The organism is Streptomyces sp. NPDC059989 (assembly GCF_042736975.1).
In the GTDB taxonomy this organism is placed as follows: domain Bacteria; phylum Actinomycetota; class Actinomycetes; order Streptomycetales; family Streptomycetaceae; genus Streptomyces.
Genome location: NZ_JBHWUO010000020.1, coordinates 1 through 18,111 on the forward strand (window position 1 = coordinate 1; position 18,111 = coordinate 18,111).

An 18,111-nucleotide genomic window follows, 5' to 3' on the forward strand; every position below is an offset into this window, starting at 1 on the left:
GGCGGGGCTGTCTATAGCCCCGCCGGCGTTTGAGGCGCGGGGTCTGGGGGCGGAGCCCCCGTAGCGGCGCCGAGCCCAGGCACGGACCGCACCCCCGGAGGGGTCAGGCTTCGCGGGCCGCCGACGTGAACGTCATGTCGGGATACCGGTCGCCCACCACGCGGGACGCGACCGGCTCCAGCAGGGCCAGTTCCGGCTCCGTCAGAACGATCCGCGTCGCCGCGGCGTTCTCCGCGAGGCGCGACGCCTTGCGGGTGCCCGGGATCGGGATCACCGTCAGCCCGTGCACGGCCCGCTGGTGCACCCAGGCCAGCGCGATCTGCGCCGCGGTCGCCCCGTGCGCCCGGGCGACCTCCCGGACGGGAGCCAGCAGCGCCGCGTTCGCCTTCGCGTTGTCGCCGGTGAACCGCGGCTGGTGGCGCCGGAAGTCACCCGCCGAGAGGTCCGCCGACGCGTCGGCGAAGGACCCGGTCAGGAAGCCCCGCCCCAACGGGGAGTACGGCACGAAGGCCACGCCCAGCTCCGCCGCCGCCCCCACCGCGCTGCGCTCCACGTCCCGGCTGAACAGCGACCACTCCGACTGGAGCGCCGCGATCGGGTGGACCGCGTGCGCCTCGCGCAGCTCGGCCCCGGTGACCTCGCTGAGCCCCAGCCGGCGCACCTTCCCCTCCTGCACCAGCTCTGCCATCGCGCCCACCGACTCGGCGAACGGAACGGCCGGGTCGCGCCGGTGCATGTAGTAGAGGTCGATGACGTCCACGCCGAGCCGCCGCAGGCTCTCCTCCACCGCCCGGCGGACGTAGCCGCGGTCATTGCGGATGCCCCGGTAGTGCGGGTCGTCGTTGCGCTCTATGGCGAACTTCGTCGCCAGGGTGATCTCGTCCCGGTGCGCGGCCACGAAGGGGGCGAGGAACTCCTCGTTCCGACCCCGCCCGTAGGTGTCCGCCGTGTCGAAGAGGGTGACCCCGGTGGCCAGCGCCGCGTCCAGGGTCGCGCGGGCCTCCGCCTCGTCGGTGTCCCCGTAGAACTCGCTCATGCCCATGCAGCCGAGGCCCTGGATCCCGACCAGCGGGCCGCCCTTGCCGAGTTCGACCTGCTCGATGACCGTGCCGTGCGTGCCGTGCTCCGTCATTGCTGTCCCTTCCCCGCGTACAGGTTGATCTTGTAGTCCAGTACGGCGAGCGCGTCCGTCAGATCCGTGATCCGCGCCCGCACCTCGCGTCGCGTCCGCTCCAGCAGTTCGCGCCGCTCGACGACGGTGTGCTCGCCCTCGCGCACCAGTTCGGCGTAGCGGACCATGTCCGCCACCGACATCCCGGTGGCGCGCAGCTTGCCCACGAACCCCAGCCAGTCGAGGTCCTTGTCCGTGAAGCGCCGCTGCCCCGAGTGGGAGCGGTCCACGTGCGGCATCAGGCCGATCCGCTCGTACCAGCGCAGCGTGTGCTGGGTCAGACCGGTCCGGGCCTCGACCTCGCTGATCGTGTACCGCGTCTGCGTCAGGCTGGGGCTCTGGCTCATGGGCCCCACGCTAAAACCCTTGAGTGCACTCCAAGCAAGTAGGCTCGGCGCCATGGAGAGCGAAGAGGCCGTCAACGGCATGGAAAGCCTGCGGATCATCGAGAACTGGCCGGTGCCGACCGCCGCGGCGGCCGTCGTGCGCGCCGACGGGAGCCTGGCCGGCTCGCACGGCCCCGTCGGCCACCGCTTCCCCCTCGCCTCGGTCACCAAGCCGCTCGCCGCGTACGCGGCCCTCGTCGCGTACGAGGAGGGGGCGATCGAGCTCGACGAGCCGGCCGGGCCCGAGGGATCGACGGTCCGTCACCTCCTCGCGCACACCAGCGGCCTGGCCTTCGACGAGCACCGCGTGAGCGCCCCGCCCGGACAGCGCCGGCTGTACTCGAACGCCGGTTTCGAGGTGCTCGGCGACCACATCGCCAAGGCCACCGGCATCCCCTTCCCGGAGTACCTGCACCAGGCGGTGTGCGAGCCGCTCGGCATGACCGCGACCACCCTGGAGGGCTCGCCCGCCAAGGACGGCATGTCGACCGTCGCCGACCTCGTACGGTTCGCGGCCGAGCTCCAGGCGCCGCGGCTGCTCGACGTCCGCACGGTCGCCGAGGCCACCTCAGTCGTCCACCCGGGCCTCAAGGGCGTCCTGCCCGGCTACGGGCACCAGTCCCCCAACGACTGGGGGCTCGGGATGGAGATCCGCGACGGCAAGTCCCCGCACTGGACGGGCGACTCCTCCTCGCCCCGCGCCTTCGGGCACTTCGGGCAGTCCGGCACCTTCCTGTGGGTGGATCCGGACGCGCGCGCCGCGTGCGTGGCCCTGACGGACCGCGCCTTCGGCCCGTGGGCCGTGGAGGCCTGGACCCCCTTCACCGACGCGGTCCTGGCCGAGCTCAGGACCCGCTAGCGAACTCCCAGATCAGCAGCTCGCCCGGGGATCCGGCGGTGATCTCCAGGTCCCGCTCGCCGGTGATCCGCACCGAGTCCCCGGGGCCGAGCTCCTGCCCGTCCAGGCGCAGGTCCCCCCGCACCACGTGCAGGTACACGCGCTCCGCCGCCGGTACGGGGACCCGCTCGCCCGCGCCCGGCCGCCGGACGTGCAGCACGGCGCCGGCCGCCGGGATCTCGTAGGGCGTGTCGTCGCCGATGCCGCTGACCACCTCGTACGAGGGCTCGCCGCCGGCGGTGAGCGGCGCGAGCCACATCTGCACGAAGCGCAGCGGCACCTCGCCGTCGTTGCGCTCCACGTGCCGGGCCCCGGATCCGGCGCTGAGCCGCTGCACGTCGCCGGGCCCGACCAGGCCCTTCTCGCCGGTGCTGTCCTGGTGGGTGAGCTCGCCCTCGGCCACCCAGGTCACGATCTCGGTGTGGCTGTGCGGGTGCTCGTCGAATCCGGCGCCCGGCCGCAGGAGCTCCTCGTTGCAGGCCAGCACCGGGCCGAAGCGCAGGTTGTCCGGGTCGTAGAAGGACCCGAAGGAGAAGGCGTGCCGGGTGGTGATCCCGGCGGCCGGGTCCCCGCCCTCGTACCGGTCGGCGCCGCGGCGTACATCAATCATGGGGCTCACCGTAGCCGCCGGACAGGGGGCGGACGCAGGACCGGACGCGGTACCGGAGGCGGGCCGGACGCGGGACCGGACTCCGCGAGGGCTTCCCGATAAGGCAGTCTTGTCCCGTGCCCCAACCCGAACGTGAGCATTCCCCCGCGACACACGCCGCGCATCCCGTGCCCGCCCATCCGCACACCGCGACGCTGCGCCGACTGGAGAAGTCCTCCGGCCGGCTCGCAGCCAACGCGATCGCGCGCATGGACGAGACCCTGCCGTGGTACCGGGCGATGCCCCCGGAGAACCGGTCCTGGATCGGCCTGGTCGCGCAGGCCGGCATCGCCGCGTTCACGGAGTGGTTCCGGCACCCGGAGACCCCGCAGGCGATCTCCACCGACGTCTTCGGGACGGCTCCGCGCGAGCTGACCCGGGCGATCACCCTGCGCCAGACCGTGGAGATGGTCCGCACCACGATCGAGGTCATGGAGGCCGCGATCGACGAGGTGGCGGCCCCGGGCGACGAGTCGATCCTGCGCGAGGCGCTGCTGGTGTACGCCCGGGAGATCGCCTTCGCGACGGCCCAGGTGTACGCGCAGGCCGCCGAGGCCCGCGGCGCCTGGGACGCCCGGCTGGAGTCCCTCGTCGTGAACGCGGTGCTGTCCGGCGAGGCCGACGAGGGCGCCCTGTCGCGCGCGGCGGCGCTCGGCTGGAACTCCCCGGAGCACGTGTGCGTGGTGCTGGGCACCGCGCCGGAGGGGGACAGCGAGCTGACGGTCGAGGCGATCCGGCGTGCGGCCCGCCACCACAAGCTCCAGGTCCTCACGGGGGTGCTCGGGGACCGCCTGGTCGTCATCGCGGGCGGCAGCGACAATCCGATGCAGGTGGCCAAATCCCTGATCGGGCCGTTCGCGGCCGGTCCGGTGGTGGCCGGCCCGGTGGTGCCCGACCTGCTGAACGCGACGAAGTCCGCGCAGGCCGCGGCGGCCGGGCTGAAGGCCTGCACGGCCTGGCAGGACGCCCCGCGTCCGGTGCTGGCGGACGATCTCCTGCCCGAGCGCGCCATCGCCTCGGATCCCGCTGCCCGTGAGCAGCTAGTAGAGGAGATCTACAGACCGCTGGAGGAAGCTGGCTCCGCGCTGCTGGAGACGCTGAGCGTCTACCTGGAGCAGGCGAGCAGCCTCGAAGGGGCGGCCCGCATGCTCTTCGTGCACCCCAACACGGTGCGCTACCGGCTGCGACGTGTGACCGACGTCACCGGTTGGTCGCCTTCGGATGTCCGCTCGGCGTTCACGCTGCGGATCGCCCTGATTCTGGGGCGCCTGGCCGACGGGGATCCGCAGTCCTAGACTTTTGTCGGACATCAACAATTACCCCGACCGTTCTTGGTCCCTGTCCCCACCGGCGGCAGGGACCATCCACAAGAGAGAGTGTGAGGGTGCTCGTACTCGTCGCTCCCGGCCAAGGCGCTCAGACGCCCGGCTTCCTGACTCCCTGGCTCGACCTCCCCGGCGCCCGTGACCGCGTCCAGGGCTGGTCCGACGCCATCGGGCTCGACCTTGCCCACTACGGCACGAAGGCCGACGCGGACGAGATCCGCGACACGGCCGTGGCCCAGCCCCTGCTGGTCGCCGCAGGTCTCCTGTCCGCCGACGCGCTCGGCTCCCGTACCGCTTTCGGTGCCGTCGCCGGCCACAGCGTCGGTGAGATCACCACCGCCGCGTACGCGGGCGTGCTCTCCGAGACCGACGCCCTGAAGTTCGTCCGTACCCGCGGTCTGGGCATGGCCGAGGCCGCAGCCGTCACCGAGACCGGCATGGCCGCGGTCCTCGGCGGCGACCGCGATGTCGTCGTCGCCCACCTGGAGAAGCTGGGTCTGACGCCGGCCAACATCAACGGCGCGGGTCAGATCGTGGCCGCCGGCACCATGGCGCAGATCGCCGCCCTGGAGGCCGACAAGCCCGAAGGCTCTATGAAGGTCGTCGCCCTCAAGGTCGCGGGCGCCTTCCACACGCACCACATGGCCCCGGCGGTCGCCACGCTGGAGAAGGCCGCCGCGGACCTGTCCCCGGCGGACCCGGCGCTGAAGTACGTGTCGAACAAGGACGGCCGCATTGTCACCACGGGCGCCGACGTCGTCGCCCGCCTGGTCGGCCAGGTCGCGAACCCGGTCCGCTGGGACCTGTGCATGGAGACGTTCGCCGAGCTGGGCGTCACGGGGATCATCGAACTCTCCCCCGGCGGCACCCTGACGGGTCTGGCCAAGCGCGCGCTGAAGGGCGTGCCGACGGTGGCTCTGAAGACCCCGGACGATCTCGACAAGGCCGCGGCGCTCGTCGCCGAGCAGACGGCCTGAGAGAAGGAGCCCACAGAGCATGTCCAAGATCAAGCCGGCCAAGGGCTCCCCGTACGCCCGCATTCTCGGCGTCGGCGGCTACCGCCCGACGCGCGTGGTGCCCAACGAGGTCATCCTCGAAACGATCGACTCGTCCGACGAGTGGATCCGCTCCCGCTCCGGTATCGCGACCCGGCACTGGGCCTCGCCCCAGGAGACCGTCGCCGCGATGTCGGTGGAGGCCTCGGGCAAGGCGCTGGCCGATGCCGGTGTCTCCCCCGAGCAGATCGGTGCCGTGATCGTCTCGACGGTCTCGCACTTCAAGCAGACCCCGGCCGTCGCGACCGAGATCGCGCACCGGATCGGCGCGGGCAAGCCCGCCGCCTTCGACATCTCCGCCGGCTGTGCCGGTTTCGGCTACGGCCTGACCCTGGCCAAGGGCCTGGTGGTGGAGGGGTCCGCGGAGTACGTCCTCGTCATCGGCGTGGAGCGGCTCTCGGACCTGACCGACCTGGAGGACCGCGCGACGGCCTTCCTGTTCGGCGACGGCGCCGGCGCCGTGGTCGTCGGCCCTTCGGACGAGCCGGCCATCGGCCCCACGGTGTGGGGTTCGGAGGGCGACAAGTCCGAGACCATCAAGCAGACCGTGCCGTGGGACGAGTACCGCACCAGCGACAGCGGCGAGAAGTTCCCGGCCATCACGCAGGAGGGTCAGGCGGTCTTCCGCTGGGCCGTCTTCGAGATGGCCAAGGTGGCCCAGCAGGCGCTCGATGCCGCCGGGATCACCGCGGACGACCTGGACGTCTTCATTCCGCACCAGGCAAACATGCGGATCATCGACTCGATGGTGAAGACTCTGAAGCTGCCGGAGCACGTCACGGTCGCCCGTGACGTGGAGACCACCGGCAACACCTCGGCCGCCTCGATTCCGCTCGCTATGGAGCGGCTCCTGGCGACCGGTGCGGCGAAGAGCGGCGACACCGCGCTCGTCATCGGCTTCGGGGCGGGACTCGTCTACGCCGCGACGGTCGTTACCCTCCCCTAGGGCCGAATTCCGCTTAACCCGGCCCGCATACCAGTTACCCAGAGAAGGAGCGCCACATGGCCGCCACCCAGGAAGAGATCGTCGCCGGTCTCGCGGAGATCGTCAACGAGATCGCCGGCATCCCCGTCGAGGACGTCCAGATCGACAAGTCGTTCACCGACGACCTCGACGTCGACTCGCTGTCCATGGTCGAGGTCGTCGTCGCCGCCGAAGAGCGCTTCGACGTCAAGATCCCGGACGAGGACGTCAAGAACCTCAAGACGGTCGGCGACGCCGCGAGCTACATCCTGAAGCACCAGGGCTAAAGCCCGACCAGCGTTTGTCGCCACCTGGCGGTGGCGCCGTGACAATTCAGCACCCCCTGAGACGTGGAGAAAGAATTCCTGTGAGCCCGACCAATCGCACCGTGGTCGTCACCGGTATCGGCGCAACCACTCCGCTGGGTGGCGACAGCGCTTCGACCTGGGAAGGTCTGCTCGCCGGTCGCTCCGGCGTGAAGACCCTGGAGGGCGAGCGCTTCGCCGAACTCCCGGTCCGTATCGCCGCCCTGGCCGCCGTGGACCCGAACGAGGTCCTGCCGCGGCCGCTGGCCCGCAAGCTCGACCGCTCGGCGCAGTTCGCCATCATCGCCGCCCGCGAGGCGTGGGCCGACGCCGGCTACACCGCCCCGGCCGGCGAGGACGGCTCCATCGCCCCCGAGCGCCTGGGCACCGTGATCGCCTCCGGCATCGGCGGCGTGACCACCCTGCTCGACCAGTACGACGTACTGAAGGAGAAGGGTGTGCGCCGGGTCTCCCCGCACACCGTTCCCATGCTCATGCCGAACGGCCCGTCCGCCAACGTCGGCCTGGAGGTCAACGCCCAGGCGGGCGTGCACACTCCGGTCAGCGCCTGCGCGTCCGGCGCCGAGGCCATCGGCTACGCCGTCGAGATGATCCGTACCGGCCGCGCCGACGTGGTCGTCGCGGGCGGCACCGAGGCGGCGATCCACCCGCTGCCGATCGCCGCGTTCGCCAACATGATGGCGATGTCCAAGAACAACGAGAACCCGACCACGGCCTCCCGCCCGTACGACAAGGCCCGTGACGGCTTCGTCCTCGGCGAGGGCGCGGGCGTCGTGGTCCTGGAGTCCGCCGAGCACGCCGCCGCGCGCGGCGCCCGGGTCTACTGCGAGGTGCTGGGCCAGGGCCTGTCCGCGGACAGCCACCACATCGCGCAGCCGGAGCCGACCGGCCGCGGTGTCGCGGCCGCGGTGCAGAACCTGCTGGACAACACGGGTCTCGACCCGGCCGAGCTGGTCCACCTGAACGCGCACGCCACGTCCACCCCGCAGGGTGACACGGCCGAGCTGAAGGCCCTGCGCAAGGTGCTGGGCGACGACCTCGACCACATCGCGATCTCCGCGACCAAGTCGATGACCGGTCACCTGCTGGGTGGCGCGGGCGGCATCGAGACCGTCGCGACCGTGCTGGCTCTGTACCACCGGCTGGCGCCGCCGACGATCAACCTCGACGACATCGACGAGGACATCGACGCGGACATCGTCCGGGGCGAGCCGCGCAAGCTGCCCGCCGAGGGCCCGATCTCCGCGATCAACAACTCCTTCGGCTTCGGCGGCCACAACGTGACGCTCGCGTTCCGTTCCGTCTGATCCCGTACGTACGAAGGGCCCCGCCCGGCATCTGCCGGGCGGGGCCCTTCGCGTTGTGCTCAGACGACCTGGTGGAGCCAGCGGACCGGGGCGCCCTCGCCCGCGTAGCGGAAGGGCTCCAGTTCGTCGTCCCACGGTTTGCCGAGCAGCTTGGCGATCTCCGCCTCCAGGTCGGTCTCGCCGCGCGCGGACCGGGCGAGGGCGGCCCGCAGCCGGTCCTCCGGGATCAGGATGTCGCCGTGCATACCGGTGACGGCGTGGAAGATGCCGAGCTCCGGAGTGGAGCTGTAGCGCTCCCCCTCGGCGGTCGGGCAGGGTTCGGCGGTCACCTCGAAGCGGAGCAGGTGCCAGCCGCGCAGGGCGGAGGCGAGCTTCGAGGCGGTGCCCGGTTCGGCCTGCCAGGAGAACTCGGCTCTCCAGGTGCCCGGGGAGGCGGGCTGCCTGATCCAGTCGAGGTTCACCCGCACCCCGAGCACGCCCGCAACCGCCCATTCCACGTGCGGGCAGAGCGCGCGCGGTGCGGAGTGCACGTACAGAACTCCACGTGTCGTCACCGGGACCTCCAGTGTGGGACGAGGTCGGGAATAAACTCCAGAAAACGGACAGTATGTGACGTGATGTAATGTAACGGAAATTATTTGACATTGCGCAACGGGACCTGCGGCCGAAACGCCACGGGAAAAAGCTACCGTGCGTCAGGGGTCATGGTGTGACGTACGGTCGCTCCAAGGCCGGTAAACACAGAGCTTTCACTCAGCAGGACCCCCCGAAGGATGTGGGGGCGTCAAGAAGGGGACCATCCCGATGCGCACCACCGCTGCGCGCCGCCGCGCGCGCCGGACCCTCACGGGAGCGGGATCGGCAGCGGCGGCCGTGCTGCTGGCCGGGACGGTGGCCGGGTGCGGGCCGGGCGGGTCGGACGGCGGGAGCGAGCGCGGGGCGCAGGCCGCGCCCCGCTGGAACACGGCGCCCGCCTCGATCGCGGCCGTGGGCGACTCCATCACGCGGGGTTTCGACGCCTGTTCGGTCCTCGCCGACTGCCCGGAGGTCTCCTGGGCCACGGGCAGCGACCCGCAGGTCCGCTCCCTCGCCACGCGGCTGCTCGGGGACGCCGACGCCCCGGCCCGCAGCTGGAACTACGCGGCGACCGGCTCGCGGATGGCGGACCTGCCGGGACAGCTGACCGAGGCGGCCGCGCACAAGCCCGACCTGGTCACGGTGATGGTGGGCTCGAACGACGCCTGCCGGCCCACCGCTTCGTCGATGACGCCGGTGGCCGAGTTCCGGTCCGGTTTCGAGCAGGCCCTCGCGGGTCTGCGGTCCGCTTCCCCCACCTCCCAGGTCTACGTCTCCAGCGTCCCGGACCTCCAGCGGCTGTGGGAGCAGGGCAAGGACCTGCCGATGGTCCGGCAGATCTGGAAGCTGGGGATCTGTCAGTCGATGCTCGCCGATCCGCTGTCGGCGGCCTCCGGGGCGACCTCCCGGCGCGAGCAGGTGCGGGCGCGGGTGGTCGAGTACAACGAGGTGCTCCGCGAGGTCTGCGCGAAGGACACGCTGTGCCGCTACGACGGCGGCGCGGTCTTCCAGTACCCCTTCGCGGCGGATCAGTTGAGCCGCTGGGACTGGTTCCATCCGGGCAAGGACGGACAGGCCCGGCTGGCGGAACTGGCGCACCGACAGGTGACGGCGGCCGAACCGCCGCGTTGACGCCGGCGGGCAGGGAGAGGGAACGTCAGGACCCGCTCCCTGCCCGGTTTTTGGGGGTGATTTCCGGCCATTCCGCTCGTTACGGTGTGTTACGGGATGTCGAGCGTCGCCGTGAGCCGCGTGTCCCCGTGCGCGTGGCTCGCGCGGACCTCGTAGGAGCCGCCGATCCGCTGCCAGCCGCGGGCCTCCTCGTCCCAGATCTCGAAGGCCCGGGCGGGCAGGGCGATCTCGGCCTCGACGCTCTCGCCGGGGCCCGCCTCGACGCCCGCGAAGCCGGCCAGCCAGCTCGCCGGGCGCTCCGCCGAGTCGGCCACCGGGGCCAGGTAGACCTGGACGACCTCGCGGCCGGGCCGGGTGCCGGTGTTGGTGACGCGGACCCGGGCCGTGGTGCCGGTGACCTCCAGGGAGTCGTACGTCCAGTCGGTGTAGCCGAGGCCGTGCCCGAAGGGGAAGGCGGGGGCGATGCCCTGGGCCTCGTACGCCCGGTAGCCGATGAACAGCCCCTCGCGGTACTCCAGGCGCCCCTCGGTGGGGACGACCTCGGTGACGGGCGCGTCGGCGAACCGCGCGGGCCAGGTGGTGGGCAGCCGCCCGCCGGGCTCCGCGTCGCCGAGGAGTACGTCGGCCAGCGCGGCCCCGCCCTCCTGCCCGGGGAACCAGGTCAGCAGCACCGCGGCGACCTCCTCGCGCCACGGCAGCTCCACCGGCGAGCCGGCGTTGACGACGACCACGGTGTTCGGGTTCGCGGCGGCGACGGCGCGGACCAGGTCGTCCTGGCGGCCCGGGAGGGTGAGGTCGGTGCGGTCGAAGCCCTCGGACTCCACGCGCTCGGTGGTCGCGACGACCACGACGGCGGTGTCGGCGGCGCGGGCGGCCTCCACGGCCTCGGCGATCAGCTCGTCGGCTTCGCGCCGCGGGCCGAGGTGGAGAAGCGAGAACATGATCGCCTTGAGCGGCAGCGCGGACACGTCCGGGACCTGGTAGGTCAGCGAGACCTCGACGGGCTCGCCCTCGGTGAGGGTGATCCGGGCACGCTCGCTGGGGGCGCCGAAGAAGGCCTCGAAGGGGTCGGCCTCGTTGCCCATCTCCTGGACGCCGTGCCAGCGGGTCTCGCCGCCGACGGCGAGGGCGAAGGCGCCCAGCCCCCGGGTGCCGAAGGCGTGCTCGCCGCTCTCGCGCGGCACGAACGTGCCGGTCACCTCGATGCTCGCCATGGTCTCGTACGTGGCGCCCGCGGGCAGGTCGTCACCGATCCACTGGACCTGGCCGGTCGGCAGGCTGCCTTCGCCCACGACCGCGCCGGAGGCGTCGCGGCAGACGGCGCGGAGCTCGAAGCCCTTGTCGGCGGGGGCGAGTTCGTCGGAGGGGTCGGCGCCGACGGCGAAGGTCAGGGCCCCGTCCGGGAGCGCGGCGGTGAGGCCGTCGAGCGGGGAGACGATCCGCTCCGGGAAGACGGTGGCGGAGCCTCCGCCGAGGACGCGGGCATCGCGGGCGGCGGCGCCGATGAGGGCCACGGTGCCGGCGGCGGCGTCGAGGGGCAGGATGGCGCTTCCGCCGGGCACCGCCTCGTTGCGGACGAGGACGAAGCCGCGGGCCGCGAGCTCGCGGGCGAGCGCCTGGCCGTCGATGGGGGCCGGGACCTCCTCGACGGCGGCGGGGGCGCCCTCCAGGATGCCCACGCGGGCGGCGAGGCGCAGGACGTTGCGCACGGCCTCGTCGACGGCGGACTCGGAGACCTCGCCGGCGCGGACCGCCTCGGCGAGGGCGGGCCCGTAGACGGTCTGCGGGCCGGGCATGGCCACGTCGAGCCCGCCCTGGATGTCGCCGGCCGTGGAGCGGGCGGCCATCCAGTCGGAGACGTTGCACCCGTCGAAGCCCCATTCGCCGCGCAGGACTTCTTTGACCAGGTAGCGGTGCTCGCTCATCGTCGTGCCGTTGACCTGGTTGTAGGCGGTCATGATGCCCCAGGGGTGGGCGTTCGCGACGATGGCCTCGAAGGGCGCCAGGTACAGCTCGCGCAGCGGGCGCGGGGCGATGACGCTGTCGACGGTGAACCGCTCGGTCTCGGCGTCGTTGCCGACGAAGTGCTTGACCGTGGTGCCGACCCCGCCGTCCTGGACGCCGTTCACGTAGCCGCTGCCGACTTCACCGGTGAGGTACGGGTCCTCGGAGTAGCACTCGAAGTGCCGGCCGCCGAGCGGGGAGCGGTGCAGGTTCACGGTGGGCGCGAGGAGGACGTGGACGCCCTTGCGGCGGGCCTCCTGGGCGAGGAGCCGGCCGGCGCGGCGGGCGAGGGCCGGATCCCAGGCGGCGGCGAGCGCGGTCGGGGAGGGCAGGGCGACGGACGGGTCGTCGGCGGTCCAGCGCACGCCGCGCACCCCGATGGGGCCGTCGGACATGACCAGGGACTTCAGCCCGATCTCGGGGATCGCGGGCAGCGACCACATGTCCTGGCCGGCCAGCAGTCGGGCCTTGGTGTCGAGATCGAGCTTCCCGAGCGCCACTTCGACGGCGCTGGTGCGGGCCTGATCGGCATCGGTCACGGCCGTGCCTCCTCATTGAGTGCGGTGCGGTTGAGCGGTGCGGTGCCCCCATCGTGGACCCGTTACCTGTAGAGCGGTAGGGTTCGTAATCTGTTCGTGATATCCAGATGTCGTACGGTCCTGCTGACGGGTGCGAGCGAGAGGGGTGCCGGGGCGATGGCCAGGGCGAGGAGCGAGGAGCGGCGCGGGGAGATCGTCCGCGCGGCCCTCGAGGTGATCGCGGAGCGCGGCTACCGGGGCGCGTCCCTGGGGACGGTCGCCGAGCGCGTGGGCCTGACCCAGCAGGGGCTGCTGCACTACTTCCCGACCAAGGAGGCCCTGCTGGTCGCGGTGCTGGAGGAGCGCGACCGCTGGGACACGGGCGGCGGCTCGCGTGCCTCGGCGGACGCCTGGCGCCTGGACCTGCTGGCCTCGCTGGTGGAGTACAACGCCATGCGCCCGGGCATCGTGCAGACCTTCTCGGCGCTGCTCGGCGAGAGCGTCACCGACGGGCATCCGGCCCGGGAGTTCTTCACCGACCGCTACGCCCAGGTCCGCGGGGAGATGGCGGCGGTGCTGCGCGCCGAGTTCGGCGACCGGCTCCCCTCGGGGCTCACCCCGGAGCAGGCCGCCCCGCTGCTGACGGCGGTCATGGACGGCCTCCAGTACCAGTGGCTGCTCGCCCCGGAATCGGTGGACATGCCCGCGGCGTTCCGCTCCTTCCTGACGCTGCTGCGCGGGCCCGGCACCCACCCCTGACCGGCGCCGGGCCTGCGGATACCTTGATCGTCGGTACGAACCGAAGACGAGGGGTGGCAGGTCCATGGGGATGTCCGGACTGATGAAGAGGACCGCCGGGGTGGTGACCGCTCTGGTACTGGCCGCCGGGTTCGCCGCGCCCGCGGCCGCGGCCGCCGAGACGAAGAACCTCCAGGTCATGTCCTGGAACATGTGCGGCTCGCAGCGCGCCAACTGGCACTGCGAGGGCACCGGCACGCCGCAGCAGAAGATCGACGTGGTCAGGTACCACGTCCAGAAGAACTACGTCCACGCCGCGCTGCTCCAGGAGGTGTGCGAGGACGATCTCACCGAGCTGATGAACCAGTTGGGCCCGGGCTGGACCAAGAGCTTCGCCGCGTACGAGTGGTCGCAGGGAGCCGACGGCAAGTGGCCCAGCCGCTGCGGTGAGCAGGCCGGGCGCGCCGACCGCATCGGGACGGCGATCGTGCTCAAGGGCCAGATGGCGGACGCCGAGGAGTACCCGCTGACGCAGCCGTACGTCGGCCAGCAGAGCCCCTTCCAGTGCGCGACGGCCGTGTACTGGGACGTGCGGCTGTGCAACGTCCACGCCTCGCGCGTGGGCAGCAACCCGGACCACCCGGACTGGGACTACCGCGACGAGCAGTTCGCGCAGATCAAGGCCGTCGTGAACACCTTCCCCAGGACGGTCTTCGGCGGCGACTTCAACTCGCTCTCCCCGGACGACCCCAACAACAAGGCCGCCTGGGTCTGGCCCGCCGGCCTCTACTCCACCGGCCCCGGCACCGAGGGCTACCAGGAGTGCGACCAGACCGGCGCCTCGCGCACCGGCCGGGCCACGCACTCCTTCGGAGGGAAGATCGACTACCTGTTCAGCAGCGAGACCCGGCGCTGGTGCATGGTGGCCGACTCGGCGTTCTCCGACCACCACGTCATGATCGAATCCGTGGCCGTCACCGCCTGACCCGCCTCGGGCGGGCGCCGAGCGCCTGGCATGCTGCACCGGGTGAAGATCGCCGCAGCGCAGCTGACCTGCCTCCCCGCCGACGTGCCCGCCAACGCCGCCCGGGCCTCCGCACTCGCCGTGCGGGCCCGCGCGGAGGGCGCCGAGCTGGTGGTGTTCCCCGAGTTCACGCTCACCGGCTACGAGCTCGCGGCCCTGTCCTCCGACCCGGGGCTGTGGACCGGCGCCGACGACCCCCGGCTGGACCCGCTGCGCTCCGCGGGCATCGCCACCGCGGTCAATGTCGCGCTGCCGACCGACGGCCCCCGGCCCGCCATCGCCACACTGGTGTACGACGCGGACGGCGCGCACGTGACCACGTACGCGAAGCAGCACCTCTTCCGGCACGAGCAGGACGTCTTCGAGCCCGGCACGCGCGACGGGCGGTTCGAACTCGGCGGGGTCCGCTTCTCCTTGGGCGTCTGCTACGACAACCACTTCCCCCGGTTGGCCGGCCGGGCCGCGGCCGACGGCTGCCGGGTCCACCTCGCGAGCTCCCTGTACGGGACGGGCGACGGGATCGGCGAGCGCGCCACCGTGTACCCGGGGATCGCGAAGGAGCACGGCCTGTACGTGGTCCTCGCCAACCACGTCGGCCCGGCGGGCCCGTGGACGGGCTGCGGGGGCGCGGCCGTGTGGGCTCCGGGCGGTGATGTGGTGGCCGAGGCCGACGACCGTACGCCCGGCGTGGTGACGGCCGACGTCCCGGTGTGATGGGGTGGCGGGCATGGCCGACTTCGAGACGATCACAGTTCCCGAACACCTCCAGGGCTACCCGGGGGTGGCCTTCGGCGGCTACGTCGCGGGCGTGCTGGCCGGGCGGGCGGCCGCGGAGAGCGTACGGGTGGACTTCCGGCGGCCCGTGCCCACCGGGAGCGCGGTCCGGCTCGCGGCGACCCCGGAGGGCGGCTGCGCGCTGACCGACGGCGAGCTGCTGCTCGCCGCCGCGGCGCCCGCCGCCTTCGCCGGGGAGGCCCCCGCGGCCCCGTCCTGGGCGCAGGCCGAGGCGGCGGCCGAGGCCTACCGGGCGGCCCCGCCGGACGTGTCCGTCGACTGCTTCGGCTGCGGCCTCGACCGGACCCCCGCCACCGGGCTGCGCCTGCACTGCGGCCCGGTGCCGGGCCGCCGCGAGCTGGTCGCCACGGCCTGGACCCCCGGGGCGGAACTCGCGGGCGCGGACGGGCTGCTGCCGCCCGAGCTGGTGTGGGGCGCGCTGGACTGCCCGGGGAACGCGGCGGGCCGGCTGCTCGACGACCGCAAGGCGGGATCGGTCACGGCCGCGCTGACCGCGCGGCTGCTGCGGCCGGTGCCGGTGGGCCGGGGGCTCGTCTCCTACGCCTGGCTGCTCTCCTCCTCGGGCCGCAAGTACAGCGTGGGCACGGCGCTGGCCACCGCCGACGGAGAACTGTGCGCCGTGGGCGAGGCCCTGTGGGTGGAGCCGCGCGCACAGCACCCCTAGCCGCTAGGCGGAGTCGGCCAGGAGGTGCTTGGTGCCCCACGCCCCCAGAGCCTTCAGGGCCCCCAGGGCCTTCAGGGCCGCGTTCAGCTCCTTGCCCAGGGGGGTCATCGAGTACACGCGGTAGTCAGGAGTACGCGGGGGGCGGCGGTCCGAAGCCGCCGGCCACGGCCTCGGCGGCCGGCTCCTCCTCGGGCCGGAGCAAGTCCCGCGCCATCAGCGTGGCCCCCGCCACCGCACCCGGCATCAGGAACACCGCGACCAGCGGGACCAGGAACGCCAGCGCCAGCGGCACCCCGAAGCCCAGCACCAGCAGCCGGCGCGACCGCATCAGCGCCAGCTGCCCGGCCAGCTCCACCTTGCGGCGCTGGAGGGCGACGGAGGTGAGCTCCTGGGTCAGGAAGAACCCGGTGACGCAGAACCCGAGCACCGGGACCACCGTCTGCCCGACCACCGGGATGAACCCGAGGGCGAAGAGCAGGATCCCGTACAGCAGCACCCGGCCCAGCACCCGCAGGCTGTCGCGGGCCGAGATCCACAGCTCCCGCCAGAGCGGCAGCCCGGACTCGGTGACCTCGCCGCCCTCGCTGCGGTCGACCTGCTCCGAGAGGGACTCGTAGAACGGCTGGCCGATGAGCAGGGTCACGGCGGTGAAGGTGATGACCGCGAGGAAGAGCCCGAGGCAGAAGACCAGCGCGGTCAGGAAGCCGCGGAAGAGCCCGAGCCACGGCGAGGACCAGTCGTCGGCGAAGGGCGTGGCCCAGGCGGTCAGGTCGTCGGCGCCGTAGCCGAGCCCGACCAGTGCGCCCGCGTAGAGGACCAGGGACACCAGCCCGGGCAACAGGCCGAAGCCCAGCCAGCGGCCGTGGCCGAACACCCATCTCTGTCCGGCCAGCAGATACCGGAAACCCCCCGCAAGATCACGCATGGCGCCAGTTTACGGCGAAGGCCGCACCCCGGTTCCGGGGTGCGGCCTTCGCTGAGCGGTGCCAGATCAGACGGCGAGCTCGACGGTGATGTTGCCGCGGGTGGCCTTGGAGTACGGGCAGACCTGGTGGGCCTTCTCGATGAGGTCCTTGGCGGTGGCGGCGTCCACGTTCGGGATCACGGCGGAGATCTTGACGATCAGGCCGAAGCCCTCGTCGTTCTTGCCGATGCCGACCTCGGCGGTGACGGTGGAGCCGGAGATGTCGGCGTTCTCGTTCTTGGCGACGACGCCCAGGGCGCCCTGGAAGCAGGCGCTGTAGCCGGCGGCGAACAGCTGCTCCGGGTTGGTGCCGGCGCCGCTGCCGCCGAGCTCCTTCGGCGGGTTCACGACGACGTCGAGCTGACCGTCGTTGGTGGCGACGCGGCCGTCACGGCCGTTCTCGGCGGTGGCAACAGCGGTGTACGCGACGTCGGAGTACTGGATGGACATGTAAGAAGATCCTCCTGGTAAATCGCCGCGACTCGCGCCCACGGTCACGACGGCGTGGGATGAGCCTAACCGGTGAAAGAAACGATCATCTTTCCGGTGTTCTCGCCGCGCATCAGTCCGAGGAACGCGGAGGCGGCGTTCTCGACGCCCTCGACGACCGTCTCGTCGTAGCGCAGCTCGCCGGAGCGCAGCCAGCCGGCGACGTCCTGGACGAACTGCTGCTGCATGCCGGCGTGGTCGTTGACGAGGATGCCCTGGAGGCGCAGCCGCTTGCCGATGACCTGCACGAGGTTGCGCGGGCCGGGGGCGGCCTCGGTGTCGTTGTACTGGGCGATCGCGCCGCAGAGGGTGGCCCGGCCGTTCACGTTCATGGAGGAGATCGCGGCCTCCAGGTGGTCTCCGCCGACGTTGTCGAAGTAGACGTCGACGCCCTCGGGGGCGGAGTTGCGCAGCTGCTCGCCGACGGGGCCGTTCTTGTAGTTGAAGGCGGCGTCGAAGCCGTACTTCTCCGTGAGGAGCGTCACCTTCTCGTCCGAGCCGGCGGAGCCGATCACACGGGAGGCGCCCTTGATCTTGGCGAACTGGCCGACGAGGCTGCCGACCGCACCGGCCGCGCCGGAGACGAAGACGGAGTCGCCCTCCTTGAAGGAGGCGACCTCGAAGAGCCCGGCGTAGGCGGTCAGGCCCGGCATGCCGAGGACGCCGAGGTAGGCGGAGAGCGGGGCGAGCGAGGCGTCCACCTTGATGGCGTGCTTCGCCTCGAATTCCGCGTACTCGCGCCAGCCCAGGCCGTGCAGGACGTGGTCGCCGACCTCGAAGCCCTCGGCGGCGGAGGCGACGACCTCGCCGACCGCGCCGCCGTCCATCGGCTGGTCGAGCTGGAAGGGCGGGATGTACGACTTCACGTCGTTCATCCGGCCGCGCATGTACGGGTCCACGGACATGTGGAGGTTGCGCACGAGGATCCGGCCGGGGGCGGGCTCGGCGGACACGGGCACCTCGCGCAGGGCGAAGTCCTCGGCGACGGGCCAGCCCTGCGGGCGACGGACGAGGTGCCACTCGCGGCTGATGGCGGGAATCTCGGACATGCGGCGCTCCTGGTAAGAACGGAAATGCTTCACTAGGTGAAACAACCATGCGCCTGGATATTTCATGTTGTCAAGTAA

General features: G+C 72.1%; 19 protein-coding genes. 11 read left to right on the forward strand and 8 right to left on the reverse strand.

Going from position 1 to position 18,111, the window contains the following annotated elements; genetic code table 11:
- Positions 1-103: 103 nt before the first annotated feature.
- Both ACFWBN_RS19350 and ACFWBN_RS19355 read right to left on the reverse strand, forming a co-directional pair.
- Positions 104-1,132, reverse strand: a complete 1,029-nt coding sequence (locus ACFWBN_RS19350; protein ID WP_385178095.1) for an aldo/keto reductase — start codon at positions 1,130-1,132, stop codon at positions 104-106.
- Positions 1,129-1,518: a MerR family transcriptional regulator gene (locus ACFWBN_RS19355; RefSeq protein WP_385178096.1), complete on the reverse strand. Its 390-nt coding sequence runs from the start codon at positions 1,516-1,518 to the stop codon at positions 1,129-1,131. The genes ACFWBN_RS19350 and ACFWBN_RS19355 overlap by 4 nt, the downstream gene beginning before the upstream one ends.
- 79 nt (positions 1,519-1,597) lie before the next feature.
- On the opposite strand from ACFWBN_RS19355, the gene ACFWBN_RS19360 reads away from it, so the two are divergent.
- A complete protein-coding gene (locus tag ACFWBN_RS19360; RefSeq protein ID WP_385178213.1) occupies positions 1,598-2,416 on the forward strand; it encodes a serine hydrolase domain-containing protein in 819 nt (272 codons plus the stop codon).
- On the opposite strand, the gene ACFWBN_RS19365 is transcribed toward ACFWBN_RS19360, so the two are convergent.
- Positions 2,403-3,065, reverse strand: coding sequence for a pirin family protein (locus ACFWBN_RS19365; protein WP_385178097.1), 663 nt, complete (start codon positions 3,063-3,065; stop codon positions 2,403-2,405). The genes ACFWBN_RS19360 and ACFWBN_RS19365 overlap by 14 nt on opposite strands.
- A 116-nt stretch (positions 3,066-3,181) precedes the next feature.
- Between ACFWBN_RS19365 and ACFWBN_RS19370 the strand changes: the two genes are divergently transcribed.
- The 5 genes from ACFWBN_RS19370 to fabF all read left to right on the forward strand — a co-directional run bounded on the left by ACFWBN_RS19370 (position 3,182) and on the right by fabF (position 8,081).
- A complete protein-coding gene (locus tag ACFWBN_RS19370; protein ID WP_385178098.1) occupies positions 3,182-4,399 on the forward strand; it encodes a PucR family transcriptional regulator in 1,218 nt (405 codons plus the stop codon).
- An 89-nt stretch (positions 4,400-4,488) separates the two neighbouring features.
- Positions 4,489-5,406, forward strand: coding sequence for an ACP S-malonyltransferase (locus ACFWBN_RS19375; RefSeq protein WP_385178099.1), 918 nt, complete (start codon positions 4,489-4,491; stop codon positions 5,404-5,406).
- A gap of 19 nt (positions 5,407-5,425) precedes the next feature.
- Positions 5,426-6,430, forward strand: a complete 1,005-nt coding sequence (locus ACFWBN_RS19380) for a ketoacyl-ACP synthase III (protein ID WP_385178100.1) — start codon at positions 5,426-5,428, stop codon at positions 6,428-6,430.
- Positions 6,431-6,486: 56 nt separating this feature from the next.
- Positions 6,487-6,735: an acyl carrier protein gene (locus tag ACFWBN_RS19385; RefSeq protein WP_385178101.1), complete on the forward strand. Its 249-nt coding sequence runs from the start codon at positions 6,487-6,489 to the stop codon at positions 6,733-6,735.
- Positions 6,736-6,815: 80 nt separating this feature from the next.
- Positions 6,816-8,081, forward strand: coding sequence for a beta-ketoacyl-ACP synthase II (gene fabF / locus ACFWBN_RS19390; protein WP_385178102.1), 1,266 nt, complete (start codon positions 6,816-6,818; stop codon positions 8,079-8,081).
- Between the two features lie 59 nt (positions 8,082-8,140).
- On the opposite strand, the gene ACFWBN_RS19395 is transcribed toward fabF, so the two are convergent.
- Positions 8,141-8,635: a DUF3145 domain-containing protein gene (locus ACFWBN_RS19395; RefSeq protein WP_215013748.1), complete on the reverse strand. Its 495-nt coding sequence runs from the start codon at positions 8,633-8,635 to the stop codon at positions 8,141-8,143.
- A 250-nt stretch (positions 8,636-8,885) separates the two neighbouring features.
- On the opposite strand from ACFWBN_RS19395, the gene ACFWBN_RS19400 reads away from it, so the two are divergent.
- Positions 8,886-9,788 (forward strand): SGNH/GDSL hydrolase family protein, encoded by a 903-nt coding sequence (locus ACFWBN_RS19400; RefSeq protein WP_385178103.1) that lies wholly within the window; start codon positions 8,886-8,888, stop codon positions 9,786-9,788.
- Between the two features lie 89 nt (positions 9,789-9,877).
- Here the strand turns inward: ACFWBN_RS19400 and ACFWBN_RS19405 are convergent, their stop codons facing one another.
- Positions 9,878-12,331, reverse strand: coding sequence for a beta-glucosidase (locus tag ACFWBN_RS19405; RefSeq protein ID WP_385178104.1), 2,454 nt, complete (start codon positions 12,329-12,331; stop codon positions 9,878-9,880).
- A gap of 156 nt (positions 12,332-12,487) precedes the next feature.
- Between ACFWBN_RS19405 and ACFWBN_RS19410 the strand changes: the two genes are divergently transcribed.
- From ACFWBN_RS19410 to ACFWBN_RS19425, 4 genes are all read left to right on the forward strand, one after another.
- A complete protein-coding gene (locus ACFWBN_RS19410; protein ID WP_385178105.1) occupies positions 12,488-13,069 on the forward strand; it encodes a TetR/AcrR family transcriptional regulator in 582 nt (193 codons plus the stop codon).
- 82 nt (positions 13,070-13,151) lie between these two features.
- Positions 13,152-14,033, forward strand: a complete 882-nt coding sequence (locus ACFWBN_RS19415) for an endonuclease/exonuclease/phosphatase family protein (RefSeq protein ID WP_385178106.1) — start codon at positions 13,152-13,154, stop codon at positions 14,031-14,033.
- 42 nt (positions 14,034-14,075) lie between these two features.
- Positions 14,076-14,786 (forward strand): carbon-nitrogen hydrolase family protein, encoded by a 711-nt coding sequence (locus tag ACFWBN_RS19420; protein ID WP_385178107.1) that lies wholly within the window; start codon positions 14,076-14,078, stop codon positions 14,784-14,786.
- 13 nt (positions 14,787-14,799) lie between these two features.
- On the forward strand, positions 14,800-15,531 hold the full coding sequence (locus ACFWBN_RS19425; RefSeq protein ID WP_385178108.1) for a hypothetical protein: 732 nt from the start codon (positions 14,800-14,802) through the stop codon (positions 15,529-15,531).
- A gap of 124 nt (positions 15,532-15,655) precedes the next feature.
- Here ACFWBN_RS19425 and ACFWBN_RS19430 read toward each other — a convergent pair whose 3' ends face one another.
- The 3 genes from ACFWBN_RS19430 to ACFWBN_RS19440 all read right to left on the reverse strand — a co-directional run bounded on the left by ACFWBN_RS19430 (position 15,656) and on the right by ACFWBN_RS19440 (position 18,033).
- A complete protein-coding gene (locus tag ACFWBN_RS19430) occupies positions 15,656-16,456 on the reverse strand; it encodes an EI24 domain-containing protein (RefSeq protein ID WP_385178109.1) in 801 nt (266 codons plus the stop codon).
- Between the two features lie 66 nt (positions 16,457-16,522).
- Positions 16,523-16,945, reverse strand: a complete 423-nt coding sequence (locus ACFWBN_RS19435; protein ID WP_266936809.1) for an organic hydroperoxide resistance protein — start codon at positions 16,943-16,945, stop codon at positions 16,523-16,525.
- Positions 16,946-17,010: 65 nt separating this feature from the next.
- Complete coding sequence (locus ACFWBN_RS19440; RefSeq protein ID WP_385178110.1) at positions 17,011-18,033, reverse strand: NADP-dependent oxidoreductase; 1,023 nt, start codon at positions 18,031-18,033, stop codon at positions 17,011-17,013.
- Positions 18,034-18,111 lie beyond the last annotated feature (78 nt).

What these genes read in the sequence shown, in the direction of transcription:
- ACFWBN_RS19350 (WP_385178095.1), bottom strand. Translation starts at nt 1,132, where the DNA reads ATGACGGAGCACGGCACGCACGGCACGGTCATCGAGCAGGTCGAACTC.
- ACFWBN_RS19355 (WP_385178096.1), bottom strand. Translation starts at nt 1,518, where the DNA reads ATGAGCCAGAGCCCCAGCCTGACGCAGACGCGGTACACGATCAGCGAG.
- ACFWBN_RS19360 (WP_385178213.1), top strand. Translation starts at nt 1,598, where the DNA reads ATGGAAAGCCTGCGGATCATCGAGAACTGGCCGGTGCCGACCGCCGCG.
- ACFWBN_RS19365 (WP_385178097.1), bottom strand. Translation starts at nt 3,065, where the DNA reads ATGATTGATGTACGCCGCGGCGCCGACCGGTACGAGGGCGGGGACCCG.
- ACFWBN_RS19380 (WP_385178100.1), top strand. Translation starts at nt 5,426, where the DNA reads ATGTCCAAGATCAAGCCGGCCAAGGGCTCCCCGTACGCCCGCATTCTC.
- ACFWBN_RS19385 (WP_385178101.1), top strand. Translation starts at nt 6,487, where the DNA reads ATGGCCGCCACCCAGGAAGAGATCGTCGCCGGTCTCGCGGAGATCGTC.
- ACFWBN_RS19400 (WP_385178103.1), top strand. Translation starts at nt 8,886, where the DNA reads ATGCGCACCACCGCTGCGCGCCGCCGCGCGCGCCGGACCCTCACGGGA.
- ACFWBN_RS19410 (WP_385178105.1), top strand. Translation starts at nt 12,488, where the DNA reads ATGGCCAGGGCGAGGAGCGAGGAGCGGCGCGGGGAGATCGTCCGCGCG.
- ACFWBN_RS19415 (WP_385178106.1), top strand. Translation starts at nt 13,152, where the DNA reads ATGAAGAGGACCGCCGGGGTGGTGACCGCTCTGGTACTGGCCGCCGGG.
- ACFWBN_RS19425 (WP_385178108.1), top strand. Translation starts at nt 14,800, where the DNA reads ATGGCCGACTTCGAGACGATCACAGTTCCCGAACACCTCCAGGGCTAC.
- ACFWBN_RS19430 (WP_385178109.1), bottom strand. Translation starts at nt 16,456, where the DNA reads ATGCGTGATCTTGCGGGGGGTTTCCGGTATCTGCTGGCCGGACAGAGA.
- ACFWBN_RS19435 (WP_266936809.1), bottom strand. Translation starts at nt 16,945, where the DNA reads ATGTCCATCCAGTACTCCGACGTCGCGTACACCGCTGTTGCCACCGCC.
- ACFWBN_RS19440 (WP_385178110.1), bottom strand. Translation starts at nt 18,033, where the DNA reads ATGTCCGAGATTCCCGCCATCAGCCGCGAGTGGCACCTCGTCCGTCGC.